This is a genomic window from Mesorhizobium sp. M0292 (genome assembly GCF_040321695.1).
Classification (GTDB): domain Bacteria; phylum Pseudomonadota; class Alphaproteobacteria; order Rhizobiales; family Rhizobiaceae; genus Mesorhizobium.
In genome coordinates, this window is the sequence record NZ_JAMYSB010000009.1 from 193321 (window position 1) to 209227 (window position 15907).

At 62.3% G+C, this 15907-nt stretch carries 15 protein-coding genes; 11 read left to right on the forward strand and 4 right to left on the reverse strand.

Going from position 1 to position 15907, the window contains the following annotated elements; all coding sequences use genetic code 11:
* The first annotated feature begins 58 nt into the window (after positions 1-58).
* The 3 genes from NKI96_RS16650 to NKI96_RS16660 all read left to right on the forward strand — a co-directional run bounded on the left by NKI96_RS16650 (position 59) and on the right by NKI96_RS16660 (position 1836).
* The gene (locus NKI96_RS16650) at positions 59-478 is read left to right on the forward strand and encodes an HIT domain-containing protein (RefSeq protein WP_023682032.1); all 420 of its coding nucleotides are present in this window, start codon (positions 59-61) and stop codon (positions 476-478) included.
* A gap of 35 nt (positions 479-513) precedes the next feature.
* On the forward strand, positions 514-1455 hold the full coding sequence (nudC, locus tag NKI96_RS16655) for an NAD(+) diphosphatase (protein ID WP_023807724.1): 942 nt from the start codon (positions 514-516) through the stop codon (positions 1453-1455).
* 75 nt (positions 1456-1530) lie between these two features.
* Entirely contained in the window at positions 1531-1836 is a 306-nt protein-coding gene (locus tag NKI96_RS16660; RefSeq protein WP_023692603.1) for a Dabb family protein, read from the forward strand.
* 7 nt (positions 1837-1843) lie between these two features.
* Here NKI96_RS16660 and NKI96_RS16665 read toward each other — a convergent pair whose 3' ends face one another.
* Both NKI96_RS16665 and NKI96_RS16670 read right to left on the reverse strand, forming a co-directional pair.
* Positions 1844-2707 carry a prephenate dehydratase gene (locus NKI96_RS16665; protein WP_023692604.1) on the reverse strand — a complete coding sequence of 288 codons (864 nt, stop codon included), beginning with the start codon at positions 2705-2707 and terminating at the stop codon, positions 1844-1846.
* Between the two features lie 23 nt (positions 2708-2730).
* Positions 2731-3456, reverse strand: a complete 726-nt coding sequence (locus NKI96_RS16670; RefSeq protein WP_023669513.1) for a 3-deoxy-manno-octulosonate cytidylyltransferase — start codon at positions 3454-3456, stop codon at positions 2731-2733.
* Positions 3457-3649: 193 nt separating this feature from the next.
* On the opposite strand from NKI96_RS16670, the gene NKI96_RS16675 reads away from it, so the two are divergent.
* The 7 genes from NKI96_RS16675 to NKI96_RS16705 all read left to right on the forward strand — a co-directional run bounded on the left by NKI96_RS16675 (position 3650) and on the right by NKI96_RS16705 (position 13212).
* Positions 3650-4315, forward strand: a complete 666-nt coding sequence (locus tag NKI96_RS16675) for a c-type cytochrome (RefSeq protein WP_023692605.1) — start codon at positions 3650-3652, stop codon at positions 4313-4315.
* A 151-nt stretch (positions 4316-4466) separates the two neighbouring features.
* The gene (locus NKI96_RS16680; protein WP_023692606.1) at positions 4467-6344 is read left to right on the forward strand and encodes an extracellular solute-binding protein; all 1878 of its coding nucleotides are present in this window, start codon (positions 4467-4469) and stop codon (positions 6342-6344) included.
* Positions 6344-8212: an extracellular solute-binding protein gene (locus NKI96_RS16685; RefSeq protein WP_352805237.1), complete on the forward strand. Its 1869-nt coding sequence runs from the start codon at positions 6344-6346 to the stop codon at positions 8210-8212. Before NKI96_RS16680 ends, NKI96_RS16685 begins: the two co-directional genes overlap by 1 nt.
* 174 nt (positions 8213-8386) lie before the next feature.
* Positions 8387-9484, forward strand: a complete 1098-nt coding sequence (locus NKI96_RS16690) for a microcin C ABC transporter permease YejB (protein WP_023669509.1) — start codon at positions 8387-8389, stop codon at positions 9482-9484.
* The gene (locus NKI96_RS16695) at positions 9484-10623 is read left to right on the forward strand and encodes an ABC transporter permease (RefSeq protein WP_023682037.1); all 1140 of its coding nucleotides are present in this window, start codon (positions 9484-9486) and stop codon (positions 10621-10623) included. The genes NKI96_RS16690 and NKI96_RS16695 overlap by 1 nt, the downstream gene beginning before the upstream one ends.
* Positions 10620-12251, forward strand: coding sequence for an ABC transporter ATP-binding protein (locus tag NKI96_RS16700; protein WP_023692608.1), 1632 nt, complete (start codon positions 10620-10622; stop codon positions 12249-12251). Before NKI96_RS16695 ends, NKI96_RS16700 begins: the two co-directional genes overlap by 4 nt.
* A 19-nt stretch (positions 12252-12270) precedes the next feature.
* Entirely contained in the window at positions 12271-13212 is a 942-nt protein-coding gene (locus NKI96_RS16705; protein ID WP_352805239.1) for a 2-hydroxyacid dehydrogenase, read from the forward strand.
* 12 nt (positions 13213-13224) lie between these two features.
* Here the strand turns inward: NKI96_RS16705 and NKI96_RS16710 are convergent, their stop codons facing one another.
* Positions 13225-13581, reverse strand: coding sequence for a hypothetical protein (locus NKI96_RS16710; RefSeq protein ID WP_023692609.1), 357 nt, complete (start codon positions 13579-13581; stop codon positions 13225-13227).
* 103 nt (positions 13582-13684) lie between these two features.
* Positions 13685-14617: a class I SAM-dependent DNA methyltransferase gene (locus NKI96_RS16715; protein WP_023692610.1), complete on the reverse strand. Its 933-nt coding sequence runs from the start codon at positions 14615-14617 to the stop codon at positions 13685-13687.
* A gap of 104 nt (positions 14618-14721) precedes the next feature.
* Here NKI96_RS16715 and NKI96_RS16720 point away from each other — a divergent pair, with 104 nt between their 5' ends.
* Positions 14722-15732: a ligase-associated DNA damage response exonuclease gene (locus NKI96_RS16720; protein ID WP_023692611.1), complete on the forward strand. Its 1011-nt coding sequence runs from the start codon at positions 14722-14724 to the stop codon at positions 15730-15732.
* The last annotated feature ends 175 nt before the right edge of the window (positions 15733-15907 follow it).

A 15907-nucleotide genomic window follows, 5' to 3' on the forward strand; every position in this document is an offset into this window, starting at 1 on the left:
GCAGCCGCTCTAGCGTCATGAGTTTGGGAATAATGCGAGAAGCGCAAGGGAGACGCCAATGCTACCGGGCCTCAAGGCCGGATTCACGCTCGACTCCAGGCTGGAGGCGGATAGCGAGCAGCTGATGTGGCTCGGCCTGTGCGAGCTCAGGGTGATGAATGATAGCCGCTGGCCATGGCTGGTCCTGGTGCCGCAGCGGCCGGGGGCCGAAGAAATCCACGACATGACGCCGCTCGACCAGGCGATGTTGACCTTCGAAACCAACATGGTGGCGCAGGCGCTGAAAAGAACCACGGGCTGCACCAAGATCAACACCGGCGCGCTCGGCAACATCGTTCGGCAATTGCATGTCCACGTCATCGCCCGCTCGGAAGGCGATCCGGGCTGGCCGGGGCCGGTGTGGGGGCACGGCATGCGCGAGCCCTATGAGCGTTCAGGCATCCGCCAGTTTGCGCAACAGATCAAGGCGGCGCTATAAGCCGCCTGTGTCCATTCCTAGACGTTCGAGCTTCCATGACCTTTCGCCTTTTTGACGCGCCCTTGCGCGAACCGAGCCAGTTCGTCGGCTTCGCCGGAAACACGATTGATCGGCAATCCGAGAACCGCGCCGACGATTCCGTCGAAAAGGCGTTGGCCGATCCCTCGGCACGTTTTTTGCCGATGCATGGCGGACGGCTGTATCTGAAATTGCACGATGGCAGCTTCGACCCTTGGTTCGATCTGGCTGAGAGCCAGAAGCTGCAGCCATCACTCGCACAAGGCGTGCTGCTTGGCTTTGCCGAGAGCGGCCCGGTCCTTGCCGTGCCGGTCGGCCTCGATCCCGAACAGCTGCCGGAGACCATGAAGGCGATCGATTATCGCTCGGTCTATATGCAGGGGCTGATCGACGAGGCGGCAGCGGGCGCGCTGGCGCAAGGCGCCGCCCTGCTTGCCTGGCATGCCACCCATCGCTTCTGCAGCAAATGCGGCCATGAATCGCAAATGCGGGCCGGCGGCTACAAGCGCCATTGCCCAAATTGCGGCACCGAGCACTTTCCACGCACCGATCCGGTGGCGATTATGCTGACGGCGACGCGGGAAAAATGCCTGCTCGGCCGCGGCCGGCATTTCGGGCCCGGCATGTACTCGGCGCTTGCCGGCTTCATCGAGCCGGGCGAGACGATCGAGGCGGCGGTGCGCCGCGAAACGCTGGAGGAAGCCGGCATCCGGCTCGGCCGCGTCGTCTACCATGCCAGCCAACCCTGGCCGTTCCCCTATTCGCTGATGATCGGCTGTTTCGGCGAACCGCTCAATGACGACATCCAGGCCGATCTCAACGAGTTGGAAGATTGCCGCTGGTTTTTTCGCGACGAGGTGCGTTCCATGCTGGAGAGGACGCACAAGGACAATCTGGTCACGCCGCCGAAAGGCGCGATCGCGCATCATCTGATCCGCGCCTGGGTCGACAGCGAATAAGACTTGTTATTTTACGCAATTCCGGACGGAAAACCGCTTCACACTTTTCCTGGAATTGCTTAACGGGAGCAAAAAATGATCCGTCACACCGTGGTTTTCACCCTGAAGCACCCGCAGTACTCGCTGGAGGAAAAGCGGTTCCTCTCCGATGCCAGGCGCATTCTCAGCGCAATCAAGGGCGTCACCCATTTCGAGCCGCTGCGGCAAGTCAGCCCGAAGAACGACTATCACTTCGGCTTCTCGATGGAGTTCGTCGATCAGGCCGCCTACACCAGATATAACGAGCATCCCGACCACGTTGCCTTCGTGCGCGACCGCTGGATCCCGGAAGTCGAAACCTTCATGGAAATCGACTATGTGCCGCTGACCCTGCTGGTTTAGGGGAACCTTAGTCCGCGACCTTCCACTGCTCGCGCGACTCGCTGGCGGGATAGACACCCAGAATGCGCACTTCGCGCGAGAAGAAGCGCAGTTCGTCCAGCGCCAGCTTGACCAGCGGATCGTCGGGATGGCCCTCGATATCGGCGTAGAACAGCGTCGCGGTGAAGGCGCCCAACTGGTAGCTCTCCAGCTTCGTCATGTTGACGCCGTTGGTGGCGAAACCGCCCATTGCCTTGTAGAGCGCAGCCGGCACGTTGCGGACACGGAACATGAAGGTCGTCATCATCTTGGTGTCGGCCGAGGGCCGTTCGGCCAACCGCTTGTCCTTGGTCAGGACGACGAAGCGGGTGACATTCGAGTCCGTGTCCTCGACATTCTTCTCGATGATGTCGAGGCCATAGAGTTCTGCGGCGAGCGCAGGCGCCAGCGAGGCCATGGTGCGGTCCTTGAGTTCGGAGACCAGCTTCGCCGAACCCGCCGTGTCGCCGGCAATCACCGGCTTCCAGCCATTCTTGCGGATGTATTTGCGGCACTGTCCCAGCGCATGGATATGGCTGTGCACGGTCTTGATCTCTTCGCGTTTGACGCCGGGCAGCACCATCAGTTGGAAATGGATCGGCAGGAAATATTCGCCGACGATGTGGAGTTTCGATTCCGGCAAGAGATGATGGATGTCGGCGACGCGGCCGGCGATGGTGTTTTCGATCGGGATCATGGCGAGGTCGGCCTTGTTGGTCTCGACCGCGTTGAAGGCATCCTCGAAGGTGGGGCACGGCAACGGCTCCATCGAAGGGAACATGTTGCGGCTGGCGGTGTCGGAATTGGCGCCCGGTTCGCCCTGGAAGGATATTCTGTTGGTCTTGTCAGGCATGCCGATATCTCAGGTTGAAGGTCTCAGGAAAGAATTTGTCGGGCGCGTTCGAGGTCTTCCGGCGTGTCGACGCCCAGCGGCAGCGATTGCACGATCTCGGCATCGATGCGCATACCGGCCTCCACCGCCCGCAACTGCTCCAGCCGCTCGCGCCGTTCGAGCGGCGAAGGTTTTAGCGCGACGAAGCGTTCGAGGGCTGAGCGCCGATAGGCGTAGAGGCCGACATGGTGATAGAGCGGCCCCTCGCCCCAGGGCGCGGTGGCGCGGGTGAAATAGAGCGCCTTCAGCCGCGTCGCCGACAACGGCGAACCGACGATCTTGACGACGTTGGGGTTGGCCTTTTCCTCGTCGCGGACGATCTCGACGCCGAGCGTGGCGATGTCGACCGCAGCGTCCTCGAACGGTTTCAGCGCCGCACCGATGATCTTGGGATCGATGGTCGGCAGGTCGCCCTGCACATTGACGATGGTTTCGACCTTGCGATCGGGGTCGAGGGCGGTCAGCGCCTCGAAGATACGGTCGGAACCGGATTCGTGGTCGGTGCGCGTCATCACCGCCTCGAAACCGTGCGCGCGCACCGCTTCGGCCACGTTGCGCGTGTCGGTTGCCACCACCACCCGGCCAAGCCCAGCCTCAGCGGCGCGGCGGGCGACATGGACGATCATCGGCGCGCCGGCTATGTCGGCCAGCGGCTTGCCCGGCAGGCGCGTCGAGGCCATGCGGGCCGGGATCAGGATGAGCGTGGACATCGAGGTTGCAAGGCGTTCGAAAGAGGATGGGGAAAGTGGCAAAAGGTCTCACTGGAAGCGCCCTTATAGGTGTTGCAACGCCCAAGCAAAAGACCTAGTTTCCGCCCGATTTGACCGGCTCGACGGGGTGGGTCACGATACCGACGGACGGAGTGGACGGAGAGGTCCGCCGGAAAAGGGAGCCCTGGGGCGTATGGATTCCAACGAAGTCAACAAACTGCTCGCCGGGTTGCTTGGAACCTGTTTCGTCGTCTTCTCGGTCGGTTTGGTGTCCGACGCCCTGTTTGCCTCGCCGGCGCCGGAAAAACCCGGCTTTGCCATCGAGGCGACGGAGCCTGCCGAAGGCGGCGCCGCCGGACCCGCAGCAGAGGCGAAGCCGATCGCCGACCTTTTGGCCACCGCCAATGTCGAGCAAGGTGCGGCCGTCTTTAAGAAATGCCAGGCCTGCCATTCCGGCGAAAAAGGCGGCCCCAACAAGGTCGGCCCGGATCTCTGGGACATCGTCGACCGCCCCGTCGCCGAGCATGAGGGCTTTGCCTATTCGGCCGGCATGAAAGAGTTTTCCAAGGGCGGCGCCGAGAAGTGGACCTATGACAATCTCAACCACTTCATCACCTCGCCGAAGAAATTCGTGAAGGGCACGGCGATGGGCTTTGCCGGCCTGCCGAAGGACGAGGACCGCGCCAACGTCATTGCCTATCTGCGCACGCTGTCGGATAGCCCGAAGGCGCTGCCGACGCCAGGTGCCGCCGCCGATGCAACGGCGCCGGCCAAGCCGGCCGAGGGTGCCGCTCCGGCCAAGCCGGCTGAAGGTGCAGCTCCCGCCCCTGCGACGCCGGCACCGGCGCCCGCCAAATAACCGAATTGTCATCTCCATGACCTCAAAAAAGCCGGGTTCAGCCCGGCTTTTTGTTAGGAAAATCGCATATGCGGCGACAAAGCCGCCGCATGGCGGTTTTCACCGGCGTCAAATCATTTAGGATTGCCGGGCATCGCGACGAGGAGAACGCATGACGGTTGGCCGAACGCTTCTGAGGTCCTTTCTGGTTGTGGGCGCCCTCGCAGGCGGCCTGCAGGCATCCTTCCCCCAGGAATGGCACACCACCTCTTCGCTGATCGGCCCCTCCAAATATGGCGAGAACTTCCAGCGCTACGATTATGTGAATCCGGATGCACCGAAGGGCGGTACCTACAATTCGGTCGTTTCCGGCACGTTCGACAGCTTCAATCCCTATATCGTTCAGGGATCGCCGGCGGCCGGCCTGCAGCCATTTGGCGGCGGCCTGCTCTACGACACGCTGATGGACCAGGCGACTGACGAAGGCAGCGTCAGCCACCCGCTCGTCGCCGATGCCTACAAGTACCCGACCGACTATTCCTCGGCCACCTACCGGCTCGACCCGCGGGCGAAATGGCATGACGGACAGCCGATCACAGTCGACGACGTGATCTGGTCGTTCCAGGTGCTGAAGGCCAACAGCCCGATGTACAGCCGCTATTTCGAAAACGTCACCGACGCCGTCGCTGTCTCGGACCGTGAGGTCGAGTTCCACTTCGACCAGAAGGGCAATCGCGAACTGCCCAAGATCCTCGGCGACCTTGTCGTGCTGCCCAAGCATTGGTGGGAAGGCACCGACGCCAATGGCAAGAAGCGCGACATCACCAAGGGGACGCTGGAGCCGCCGCTGGGCTCGGCTGCATACAAGATCGCCAGCTTCAAGGCGGGGTCGGAAATCGTCTGGCAGCGCGTCCCCGACTATTGGGGCGCCAAGCTGGCTGTGAAGATCGGTCGGGAGAATTTCGACACGCAGCACTTTACCTACATTCTTGACGACAACGCCTCCTGGGAGGCGTTCAAGAAAGGTGGCCTCGACGATATCAAGCCGGAAAACAGCTCGAAGCGCTGGGCGACATTTTATGATTTCGCGGCGATCAAGGCCGGCGATGTGATCAAGCAGGAGTTCAAGACCACCTCGCCCGAGCCGATGCAGGCTTTCATGCTCAACCAGAGACATAGGTTGTTTGCCGATCGTCTGGTCAGGGCCGCGCTCACCTACCCGTTCGATTTCGAATCGATGAACCGCACGCTGTTCTTCGGTTTCAACACTCGCACCCACAGCTATTTCCAGGGCACGGACCTAGCCTCTAGCGGCTTGCCGCAAGGCAAGGAATTGGAGATCCTGGAGAAGTACCGCGACAAGCTGCCGCCGGAAGTATTCACCCAGGAATTCAAGTTGCCGGTCTACGATTCGCCGCAGGCGGAGCGCAAATATCTGAAGCAGGCGGTCGACCTGTTCGCCCAGGCCGGCTGGGTGATCAAGGGCGGCAAGATGGTCAACGCCAAGACCGGCGAGCCATTCAAGTTTGAAATCCTAGGCTCGAATGAAACCGACCAGGTCATTTCCAGCCCCTGGATCGCCAATCTGCGCAAGATCGGCGTCGATGCGACACTGCGCATCGTCGACCCGAGCCAGTACACCAACCGCGTCAGAAATTTCGATTACGACGTCATCACAGGACAGCTCCAACAGTCGGAATCGCCCGGCAACGAGCAGCGCGATTTTTGGAGCTCCAAGTCCGCCGACACACCGGCATCGCGCAATTATTCCGGCATCAAGAACCCGGTCGTTGACGCCCTTGTCGACCGCATCATTTTTGCCACGGATCGCGATGACCTCGTCGCCACCACCCATGCGCTCGATCGCGTGCTGCTGTGGAATTACTATGTGGTGCCGCAATACTATCGCGCCGTTGTGTGGCTGGCTTACTGGAACAAGTTCGGCATCCCGGAAAAGCAGCCCGGCTACCGTGGCGCCGATATCGATTCCTGGTGGATCGATGCGGACAAGGAAAAGGCCCTGGCCGCCAAGTACAAGGGCAGCAATTGATGGCGGGGCTCCCTCGCCGCGATTTCCTGGCCCTCAGTGGCGCCGCGGCTGTTGCTGCGCTGCTGCCGGGCAAGGCTTTCGCCGCCAGCCCAACCGGCGTGAAACTGCATGGACTGTCGGCTTTCGGCGACCTCAAATACAAGCCGGACTTCACTCATTTCGACTATGTCAATGTCGATGCGCCGCAAGGTGGCGTCTTCAACTTCCTGCCGCGCAACTGGCTTGCCAACCAGACGCCGCTGACCTTCAACACGCTGAATTCGTTCGTCCCCAAAGGCGATTCGCCCCAGCGCACGGAGATGTGCTTCGATTCACTGATGGTGAGAGCGTACGACGAACCTGACGCCGTTTACGGGCTGATCGCTGACGGCGTGACGATTTCCGACGACCGCAACGACTTCACCTTCTCGCTGCGCCCGCAGGCCCGCTTCCATGACAGCACGCCATTGACCGCAGAGGATGCCGCCTTCACCTTCAAGCTGCTCAAGGACAAGGGGCACCCGTACTATTCCCTGCCGCTAACGCATCTGGATGACGGGATCGCCGTGGATGCCCACACGCTGCAGCTTAGGTTTTCCGGCAAGCAGACAAGCCGCACCATCCTCAACGTCGTCGAGTTCCCGGTCCTGTCGAAGGCGTTCTACACGACCAACCCGTTCGATTCCTCGCAGATGAACCCGCCGTTGGGGTCAGCCGCCTACAAGGTCGGTCGCTGGTCGGCAGGGGCCTGGATCGAATATGAGCGTGTGGCTGATTATTGGGGCAACGACCTGCCGGTCAATCGCGGCCAGAACAATTTTCAGCGGATTCGCGTTGAGTTCTATCAGGACCGTAGCGTTGCCTTCGAAGCGTTCAAGAAGGGAGAAATCCTCTACAGGGAGGAATTCACCTCGCGCGTCTGGGCGACCGGCTACGACTTCCCAGCCTTCACTGCCGGCAAGGTGGTGAAGCACGAATTCCCGGCCGAAACGGTGCCTTCGATGCAGGGCACCGCCGTCAACCAGCGGCGCGAGCAGTTTCGCGACTCGCGCGTGCGGCAGGCGATCGGGCTGTGCTTCGACTTCGAATGGACGCGGCGCAATTTCTTCTACGGTTCCTATGAGCGCTCGCAATCCTGCTTCGAGAAATCCGAATTTCGCGCCGAGGGCAGACCGTCGGCACAAGAATTGGCTCTTCTTGAGCCGCTGCGTGAGCAGATTCCCGCCGAGGCTTTTGGCGAAGCCGTGATCCAGGACGCGTCGAACGGCTCCGGCCGCGACCGGCAGTTGCTTGGCAAGGCGGCCAAGCTTCTGGCCGAGGCCGGCTGGAAACGGTCCGGCAATTTCGTCGTGAACGACAAGGGTGGTCGGTTGTCCGCAGAGTTTCTTGTCGACGACGAAGTCTTCGAACAGGTCTACTCGCCCTGGGTCGAAAACATGAAGGCGGTCGGCATCGATGCCTCGATCCGGCTGGTGGATGCCGCGCAATATCAGCTGCGGCAGAATTCGTTCGACTACGACCTCGTCTCGGTCGCGGCCTCGTTTCCGGCGACGCCAACCCGTGATGACCTCGAAACCATTTTCCATTCGCGAGCAGCTACCGTATCGGGCTCTCGCAATCTGCCGGGAACGTCGAGCCCGGCCATCGACGCCCTGGTTGACGCCGCAGGTGCCGCCGAGGGTCGCGAAAGCCTGACAATTGCCATGCGCGCGCTCGACCGGGTCTTGCGTGCACGGAGGGATTGGATTCCAAGTTGGTTCCTGGCGAATCATCGAAGCGCCTATTGGGACATGTTCGGTTTTCCCGAGCGGAAACCCGATTTCGACTTCCCGGTCGAAGCGCTGTGGTGGGTCGACAAGGGCAAGGCGGCAAAAATTGGCAAAGGGTAGGCTGTTGCGCGGCACTTTACCCTCCCCCTCGTGGGGAGGGTCGGTGAGCACTTCGTGCGCAGCACGAATGGCGAACCGGGGTGGCGGTGTGACGGCGTACGCCGGATCGAGACTACCCCCACCCCGCTCCGCTTCGCGGATCGACCCTCCCCACAAGGGGGAGGGTGAAAGCTGATGGGCGCCTACATACTGCGCCGTATCCTGCTGATGATACCGACCCTGTTCGGCATCATGGCGGTTGCTTTCGTCGTCACTCAATTCGCACCGGGTGGACCGGTCGAGCAGGTCATCGCCAGCCTGACCAACCAGGGCGGCAGCGACCGCCTCGGCAGCGGCGGCGGCGATGCAGGAGGCGGCGGCAATTTCGATGTGGCCGGTGACGTCGGCTCGAAGTATCGCGGCGCGCAAGGGCTCGATCCGGAATTCATCAAGAAGCTGGAAAAGCAATTCGGCTTCGACAAACCACCGCTCGAACGCTTCGGCATGATGCTGTGGAACTATGCCCGCTTCGATTTCGGCGACAGCTATTTCCGTGACATCTCGGTTCTTGACCTGATCCTGGAGAAGATGCCGGTGTCGATCTCGCTTGGGCTGTGGATCACGCTGTTGTCCTATCTGATCTCGATCCCCCTTGGCATCCGCAAGGCGGTCAAGGACGGCTCCGCCTTCGACGTCTGGACCAGCGGCGTGATCATCGTCGGCTATGCCATACCGGCCTTCCTGTTCGGCATATTGCTGATGGTGCTGTTCGCGGGCGGCTCCTTCTGGGACTGGTTCCCACTGCGCGGCATCGTCTCCGACAATTGGGACCAATTGTCGTGGCCCGACAAGATCGTCGATTATTTCTGGCACATGACCTTGCCGCTGACGGCGCTGGTGCTGTCGGCCTTCGCGACGACGACGCTGCTGACCAAGAACTCCTTCCTGGAAGAGATACGCAAACAGTATGTGGTGACGGCCCGTGCCAAGGGCCTGTCGGAGCGGCGGGTGCTTTACGGACATGTGTTCCGCAACGCAATGCTGATCGTCATTGCCGGCTTTCCAGCGGCCTTCATCTCGGCCTTCTTCACCGGCTCGCTTTTGATCGAGAACATCTTTTCCCTCGACGGTCTCGGGCTGCTCGGTTTCAGGTCCGTGTTGGCGCGCGACTATCCGGTCGTGTTCGCCAACCTCTATATATTTTCGCTGCTTGGCCTGTTCGTGACGCTGTTGTCCGACCTGATCTACACATGGGTCGATCCGCGCATCGATTTCGAGCGGAGAGACGTCTGATGACGCAGGCTGCAGCCGAGATCACACCGACAAGGATCGCCCGCCCCTGGCTGTCGCCGCTTAACAAGCGGCGCTGGCAGAACTTCAAGGCCAACCGGCGCGGCTACTGGTCGTTGTGGATATTCCTCGCTCTGTTCGTGCTGTCGCTGTTTGCCGAACTGATCGCCAACGACAGGCCGATCGTCGCCTACTACAAAGGCGAGATCCTGTTCCCGGTGGCGGTCGCCTACCCCGAGGAAAAATTCGGCGGCTTCTACGCCGTCACCGACTATCGCGACCCGGTCATCCGCGACGAGATCAACGCCAATGGCTGGATGATCTGGCCGCCAATCCGCTATTCCTACCGCACCGTCAACAATGCGATCCCCGACGCCGCTCCCGCAAAACCGTCATGGGAATACGACGCGCAGAGGCGATGCAGCCAATATCCGCAAGGCGCTGCCGATCCTGACTGCATTGTCGGCAACTGGAACTGGCTGGGTACCGATGACCAGGCGCGCGACGTGCTGGCGCGCATCATCTACGGGTTTAGGATTTCCGTGCTGTTCGGGTTGATCCTGACTGCGGGTTCGTCGGTTATCGGCGTCGCCGCCGGCGCGCTGCAAGGGTATTTCGGCGGCTGGACCGACCTTCTCTTTCAACGCTTCATAGAAATCTGGTCGGCGATACCGCTGCTGTATCTGCTGCTGATCGTCGCCGCCATCCTGCCGCCGGGCTTCTTCATCCTGCTCGGGCTGATGCTGCTCTTCTCCTGGACGTCGCTTGTCAGCGTGGTGCGCGCCGAATTCCTGCGCGCACGCAACTTCGAATATGTCAACGCGGCCCGCGCGCTTGGTGTGTCCAACCGCACCATCATGCTGCGCCATCTTCTGCCTAATGCCATGGTGGCGACGCTGACCTTCATGCCTTTCCTGGTCAGCGCCTCGATCTCGACACTGACCTCGCTCGACTATCTCGGCTTCGGCCTGCCGCCCGGCACCGCGTCGCTCGGCGAACTGCTAAAACAGGCGCAGAGTAACCTCAATGCCCCCTGGCTCGGTATATCGGGCTTCATCGTCATCTCGCTGATGCTGTCGCTGTTGGTGTTCATCGGTGAAGCAACGCGCGATGCTTTCGACCCGCGCAAGGCGTTCCGATGAGCAGCGAACTCCTGCTCTCCGTCCGCGATCTCAGCGTTGCCTTCACCCAAGGCGGCAACGAGTCGACCGCCGTCGACCACATCTCCTTCGATCTCGCCAAGGGCGAGACGGTGGCGCTTGTGGGCGAATCCGGTTCCGGCAAATCGGTCTCGGCGCTGTCGGTGCTGAAGCTTCTGCCCTACCCGACGGCCAGCCATCCCTCGGGCAAGATCCTGTTCCAGGGCGCCGACCTTTTGGCGATGAACGAAAAGCAGTTGCGCAGCGTGCGCGGCAACAAGATCACCATGATCTTCCAGGAGCCGATGACCTCGCTCAATCCGCTGCACACGATCGAGCAGCAGATCGTCGAGATCCTGGCGCTGCATCAGGGCATGGGCGACCGCCAGGCCAAGGCGCGCACGCTGGCGCTGCTCAACGAGGTCGGCATTCGCGAACCGGAAAAGCGGCTCGACGCCTATCCGCACCAGCTGTCCGGCGGCCAACGCCAGCGCGTCATGATCGCCATGGCGCTGGCCAACGAGCCTGAACTGCTGATCGCCGACGAGCCGACGACGGCGCTCGACGTCACTGTCCAGGCGCAGATCCTCGAATTGCTGGCGGGGCTGAAGAGCCGCAAGGGCATGTCAATGCTGTTCATCACCCATGATCTCGGCATTGTCAGAAAGATCGCCGACCGCGTCTGCGTGATGACCAAGGGCAAGATCGTCGAGACCGGACCGACGAAGGACATCTTCGCCAACCCGCAGCACGCTTATACCAAGCACCTGCTCGCCGCCGAGCCGAAAGGCAAGCCGCCGGCCGCCAACGACGCCGCCAAGCCGGTTATGACCGGCAAGGACATCAAGGTTTGGTTCCCGATCAAAAAGGGTTTCTTTCGCACCACCGTCGACAATGTGAAGGCGGTGGACGGCATCGACGTCACCGTGCGCGCCGGCCAGACCCTCGGCGTCGTCGGCGAATCCGGCTCCGGCAAGACGACGCTCGGCCTGGCGCTGGCGCGGATGATCTCATCGACCGGCACCATCCAGTTCAACGGCAGCGACATCGACCAACTTTCCTTCAACGCCATGCGGCCGCTGCGCCGCGAGTTGCAGATCGTTTTCCAGGACCCGTTCGGCTCGCTCAGCCCGCGCATGTCGGTCTCGGAGATCATCGAGGAAGGCTTGAAGATCCATGAGCCGAAGCTGTCGCCCGACCAACGCGACGACAAGGTCGTCGCCGTGCTGAAGGAGGTCGGGCTCGATCCGGCGACCAGGAACCGCTATCCGCATGAATTCTCCGGCGGCCAGCGCCAGCGCGTCGCCATTGCGCGCGCCATGGTGCTCAATCCGCGCTTCGTCATGCTGGACGAACCGACCTCGGCGCTCGACATGAGCGTGCAGGCGCAAGTGGTCGACCTCTTGCGCAATCTGCAGGCCAGGCACGACCTTGCCTATCTGTTCATCAGCCACGATCTGAAAGTCATTCGCGCCCTTGCCAATGACGTCATCGTCATGCGCAATGGCAAGATCGTCGAAGCCGGCCCTTCCGAACAGATTTTCGAGCGCCCGCAGACCGACTATACGAAGGCGCTGATCTCGGCCGCGTTCAAGATCGAGACGGCGCCAGTCGGTATCGTTAGCGAATAACAGGGAATACAATCCGCAAATGGAAAAAGGCAAAATCCTGCTTGCCGTCACCGGCTTTCATCCGCAGCGCTGGCGCGAGCTGCTGTCGGCCGAGCGCGAAGTGGTGCTGGAGCCGCACGGCGCCTCTGACCCGTCGATCACCTATGCGGTGGTGTGGAAGCAGAAGCCGAACCTCTTGAAATCGCTGCCGAATCTACGCGCAATCTTCTCGATCGGGGCCGGCGTCGACCATATCTTCGCCGATCCCGGCCTGCCCGATGTGCCGATCGTCAAAGTGGTCGCTGACAACCTGACGCAGTACATGACCGAATATGTCGTCTGGCGCGTGCTCGACCATCACCGCCAGGGCATGCTCTATCGTGCGCAGCAGCCGAAGAAGACCTGGCACGAACCGCCGCAGCGGCCGGCCGGTGACATCTCGGTCGGCATTATGGGGCTCGGCAATCTCGGCCGCGCGGCGGCATCGGTGCTGTTGTCGCTCGGCTTTGCCGTCAATGGCTGGTCGCGCAGCGACAAGGCCATGAAAGGCGTTGCGACCTATGCCGGAGAGGCCGGGCTGATCCCCTTCCTCAACGCCACCGACATACTGGTGGTGCTGCTGCCGCTGACGCCGGACACGCACGGCATCATCAATTACGGCGTGCTGAAGGAATTGCGCAAGCGCAACGGCCTCGGCGGCTCGGTGCTGATCAATGCCGGGCGCGGCCGGCTGCAGAAGGACGCCGACATCTTGCGCGCGCTGGGCGACGGCACGCTGAAGGAGGCGAGCCTCGACGTGTTCGAGGTCGAGCCGCTGCCGAAGACCAGTCCGCTATGGAGTCACCCGAAAGTGTTCGTGACGCCGCACGCGGCGGCGACCTCCGACCCTGTCCACCTGGCGCCGAGCATGTTGCGGCAGATGGATGCCTTCGAGCGCGGCGAAAAGCTTGATAACGTGGTCGACCGCAAGGCGGGGTACTGAGGAAGTCCAGGTTCAGCTCGGCAGACTGAACTTCTTCTGCTTGTTGGGCGTGCCGCAGTCGCGGCGGACGATCGAGCGGTTCATGGCATCGATCTGGCCGCTTGCCAAGTCGGTGTCGCGCTTGCTTTTGGAGCGCATATCCGGCGTGAACGGGCCGAAGCCCATCGCCGGATTGGAGAAGCTCGGCTTGGCGTCCGTCGACAGATGGTATTGCTGCGCCAGTTCGTTGCGCTGCGCCAGCAACTGGTCGCAAGGCACATTGTCATACTGCAGCGACGATTGTACGTCCTGGTCCTGCCGCTCCGACATCGAGCTGCTGCAGCCGGCCATCGCCAGGCAGGACGCCAAGACCATCATGTTCCAGCGCATGTGTTCCTCCTCAATGCCTGCCGAGGGCTTTTCTCGGCTTGTATCCTACCTGATGCCGCGCCAGCCGCAAAAATCCTATTCACGTTTTCGAACAGACGAGACATCAACCCTTGGACGAGGGCACCGCCAGCGCGGCAAGCCCGCCGACCGGCTGGCGGCGATCCCAGCGGATGACGGTCGGCTGCATCGACAGCACCGACAGGCCGTTTGCGGCAAGCACCCGCTCGACATAGGCTTGAGAATGGGCGTAGCGACGAGACGGCTGCAGCGCAAAACCGGCGTCGCCGCCCGCCCCGCCCTTGGCTGGCGTTTCGACGGAAAAGGCAAACAGGCCATTGGTGGCCAGAATGCCGGCGACGGTCTTCACCACGCGATCGAGCGCGCCGACATAGATGAACACGTCGGCCGCCGCCACCAGATCGGCTTTCGGCCCGGCATAGGCGAAATGCTGCAGATCGGCCTTGGCGAGCAGGTCGTAGACGCCCTTGGCGCGGGCCTTTTTCAGCATGGCGGCGGAGATATCGTAGCCCTCCAGCCGTTCGGCGACCGGCCGCAGTTTCTCGCCCATCAGGCCGGTGCCGCAACCGAGATCGAGCGCCAGCGAAAAGCGGCCCGGTCTTGCCGCGCGAATGGCGCGATCGAGAAACTCCGGCAGCCGGTAGCCGAGCTTGTCGACCAGCGAGTCCTCGAAAGTCTCGGCATAGTGGTCGAACAGCGTCTCGACGAAGGCGCTGGGTGGCGCTGCGGCAGCCGGCGCCTTGCCGATCAGCTGCAGCTTCAGCGCAGCACCCAGGCGATCCACCGGGTCCAGTTTCAGCGCCGTCGCCCAGGCTTGAGCCGCCACGTCGAGCCGCTCGGCCGTCTCCTGCATCTCGCCAAGACGGAACCAGCCCGCCGCCCATTGGGGCGCCAGTTCCAGCGCGCCGAGCAGCAGCTCCGCCGCTGCCGCGTGCTCGCCCGAGCCGAAAAGCATCTCGGCATAGTCGGCGCGACGGTCGGCGGTCAGGTCGCCGGACGAGATTTTCAGCGGTTGCATGGCGATGGCCCCGCCGGCTATGCGGCCGGTGGCTGGCTGTAGGCCGAGTCAGCAGTCTCTTGCAACAGGCTTCCCGCGCTGGAATTAGCCACTATCTTGAGTGGATGCGCGCCAGCGAACTGCTTCATCCCCGGCCTGAAGGCCTTTATTGCCCATCCGGCGATTTCTTCATCGACCCGGTGCGGCCAGTCGACCGGGCGTTAATCACGCATGGCCATTCCGACCATGCCCGCTCCGGCCATCGTTCGGTGCTGGCGACGCAGCAGACGCTCGACATTATGGGGTTGCGTTATGGCGAGGATTTTGCCGGGACAACGCAAGCGGCCGTGCTTGGCGAAGCGATGGCGCTGAACGATGTCAGCGTCACCTTCCATCCGGCCGGCCATGTGCTGGGCTCGGCGCAGATCGCGGTCGAGCACAAGGGCAGGCGCATCGTCGCCTCCGGCGACTACAAGCGCCAGAAGGACGCGACCTGCGCACCGTTCGAACCGGTCCAATGCGATGTGTTCATCACCGAGGCGACCTTCGGCCTGCCGGTGTTTCACCATCCGCCCGACACGGAGGAGATCGCCCGCCTGCTCAAATCGGCGGCGCAGTTTTCCGAGCGATCGCATCTGGTCGGCGCCTATGCGCTGGGCAAGGCACAGCGGGTGATGCGGCTGCTGCGCGATGCCGGTTATGACAAGCCGATCTATATCCACGGCGCGCTGGCCAAGCTCAGCGAATATTACCAGAACCAGGGCATCGACCTCGGCATTCTGGAGCCGGCAACCGTCGACAGCGGCGGCAAGCAGGATTTCACCGGGGCCATCGTTGTCGGCCCGCCATCGGCCTTCGCCGACCGCTGGGCGCGGCGCTTTCCCGACCCGATCTCGTGCTTCGCCTCGGGCTGGATGCGCATCCGCCAGCGCGCCAAGCAAGGCGGCGTCGAACTGCCGCTGATCATTTCCGACCATGCCGACTGGGATGAACTGACCGCCACCGTCAAGGAGACGGGCGCCGGCGAAATCTGGGTGACGCATGGCCGCGAGGAAGCGCTGGTGCGCTGGTGCGAGCTGGAAGGCATCGCCGCCAGGCCACTGCACCTGGTGGGATATGAGGACGAGGGCGATTGATGGTGATTTTTGATCCAGAAATCGCCGGCGCGGCGATCCTTCCCACCCCCCTCTGGCCTGCCGGCCATCTCCCCCGCAAGGGGGGAGATCAGATGTCACCTCCGCTTTCGCCAATCGCCAACCTCGCAAGATGGGCGGCAAGATCAAGGCTGCCAATCTCCCCCCTTGCAGGGGA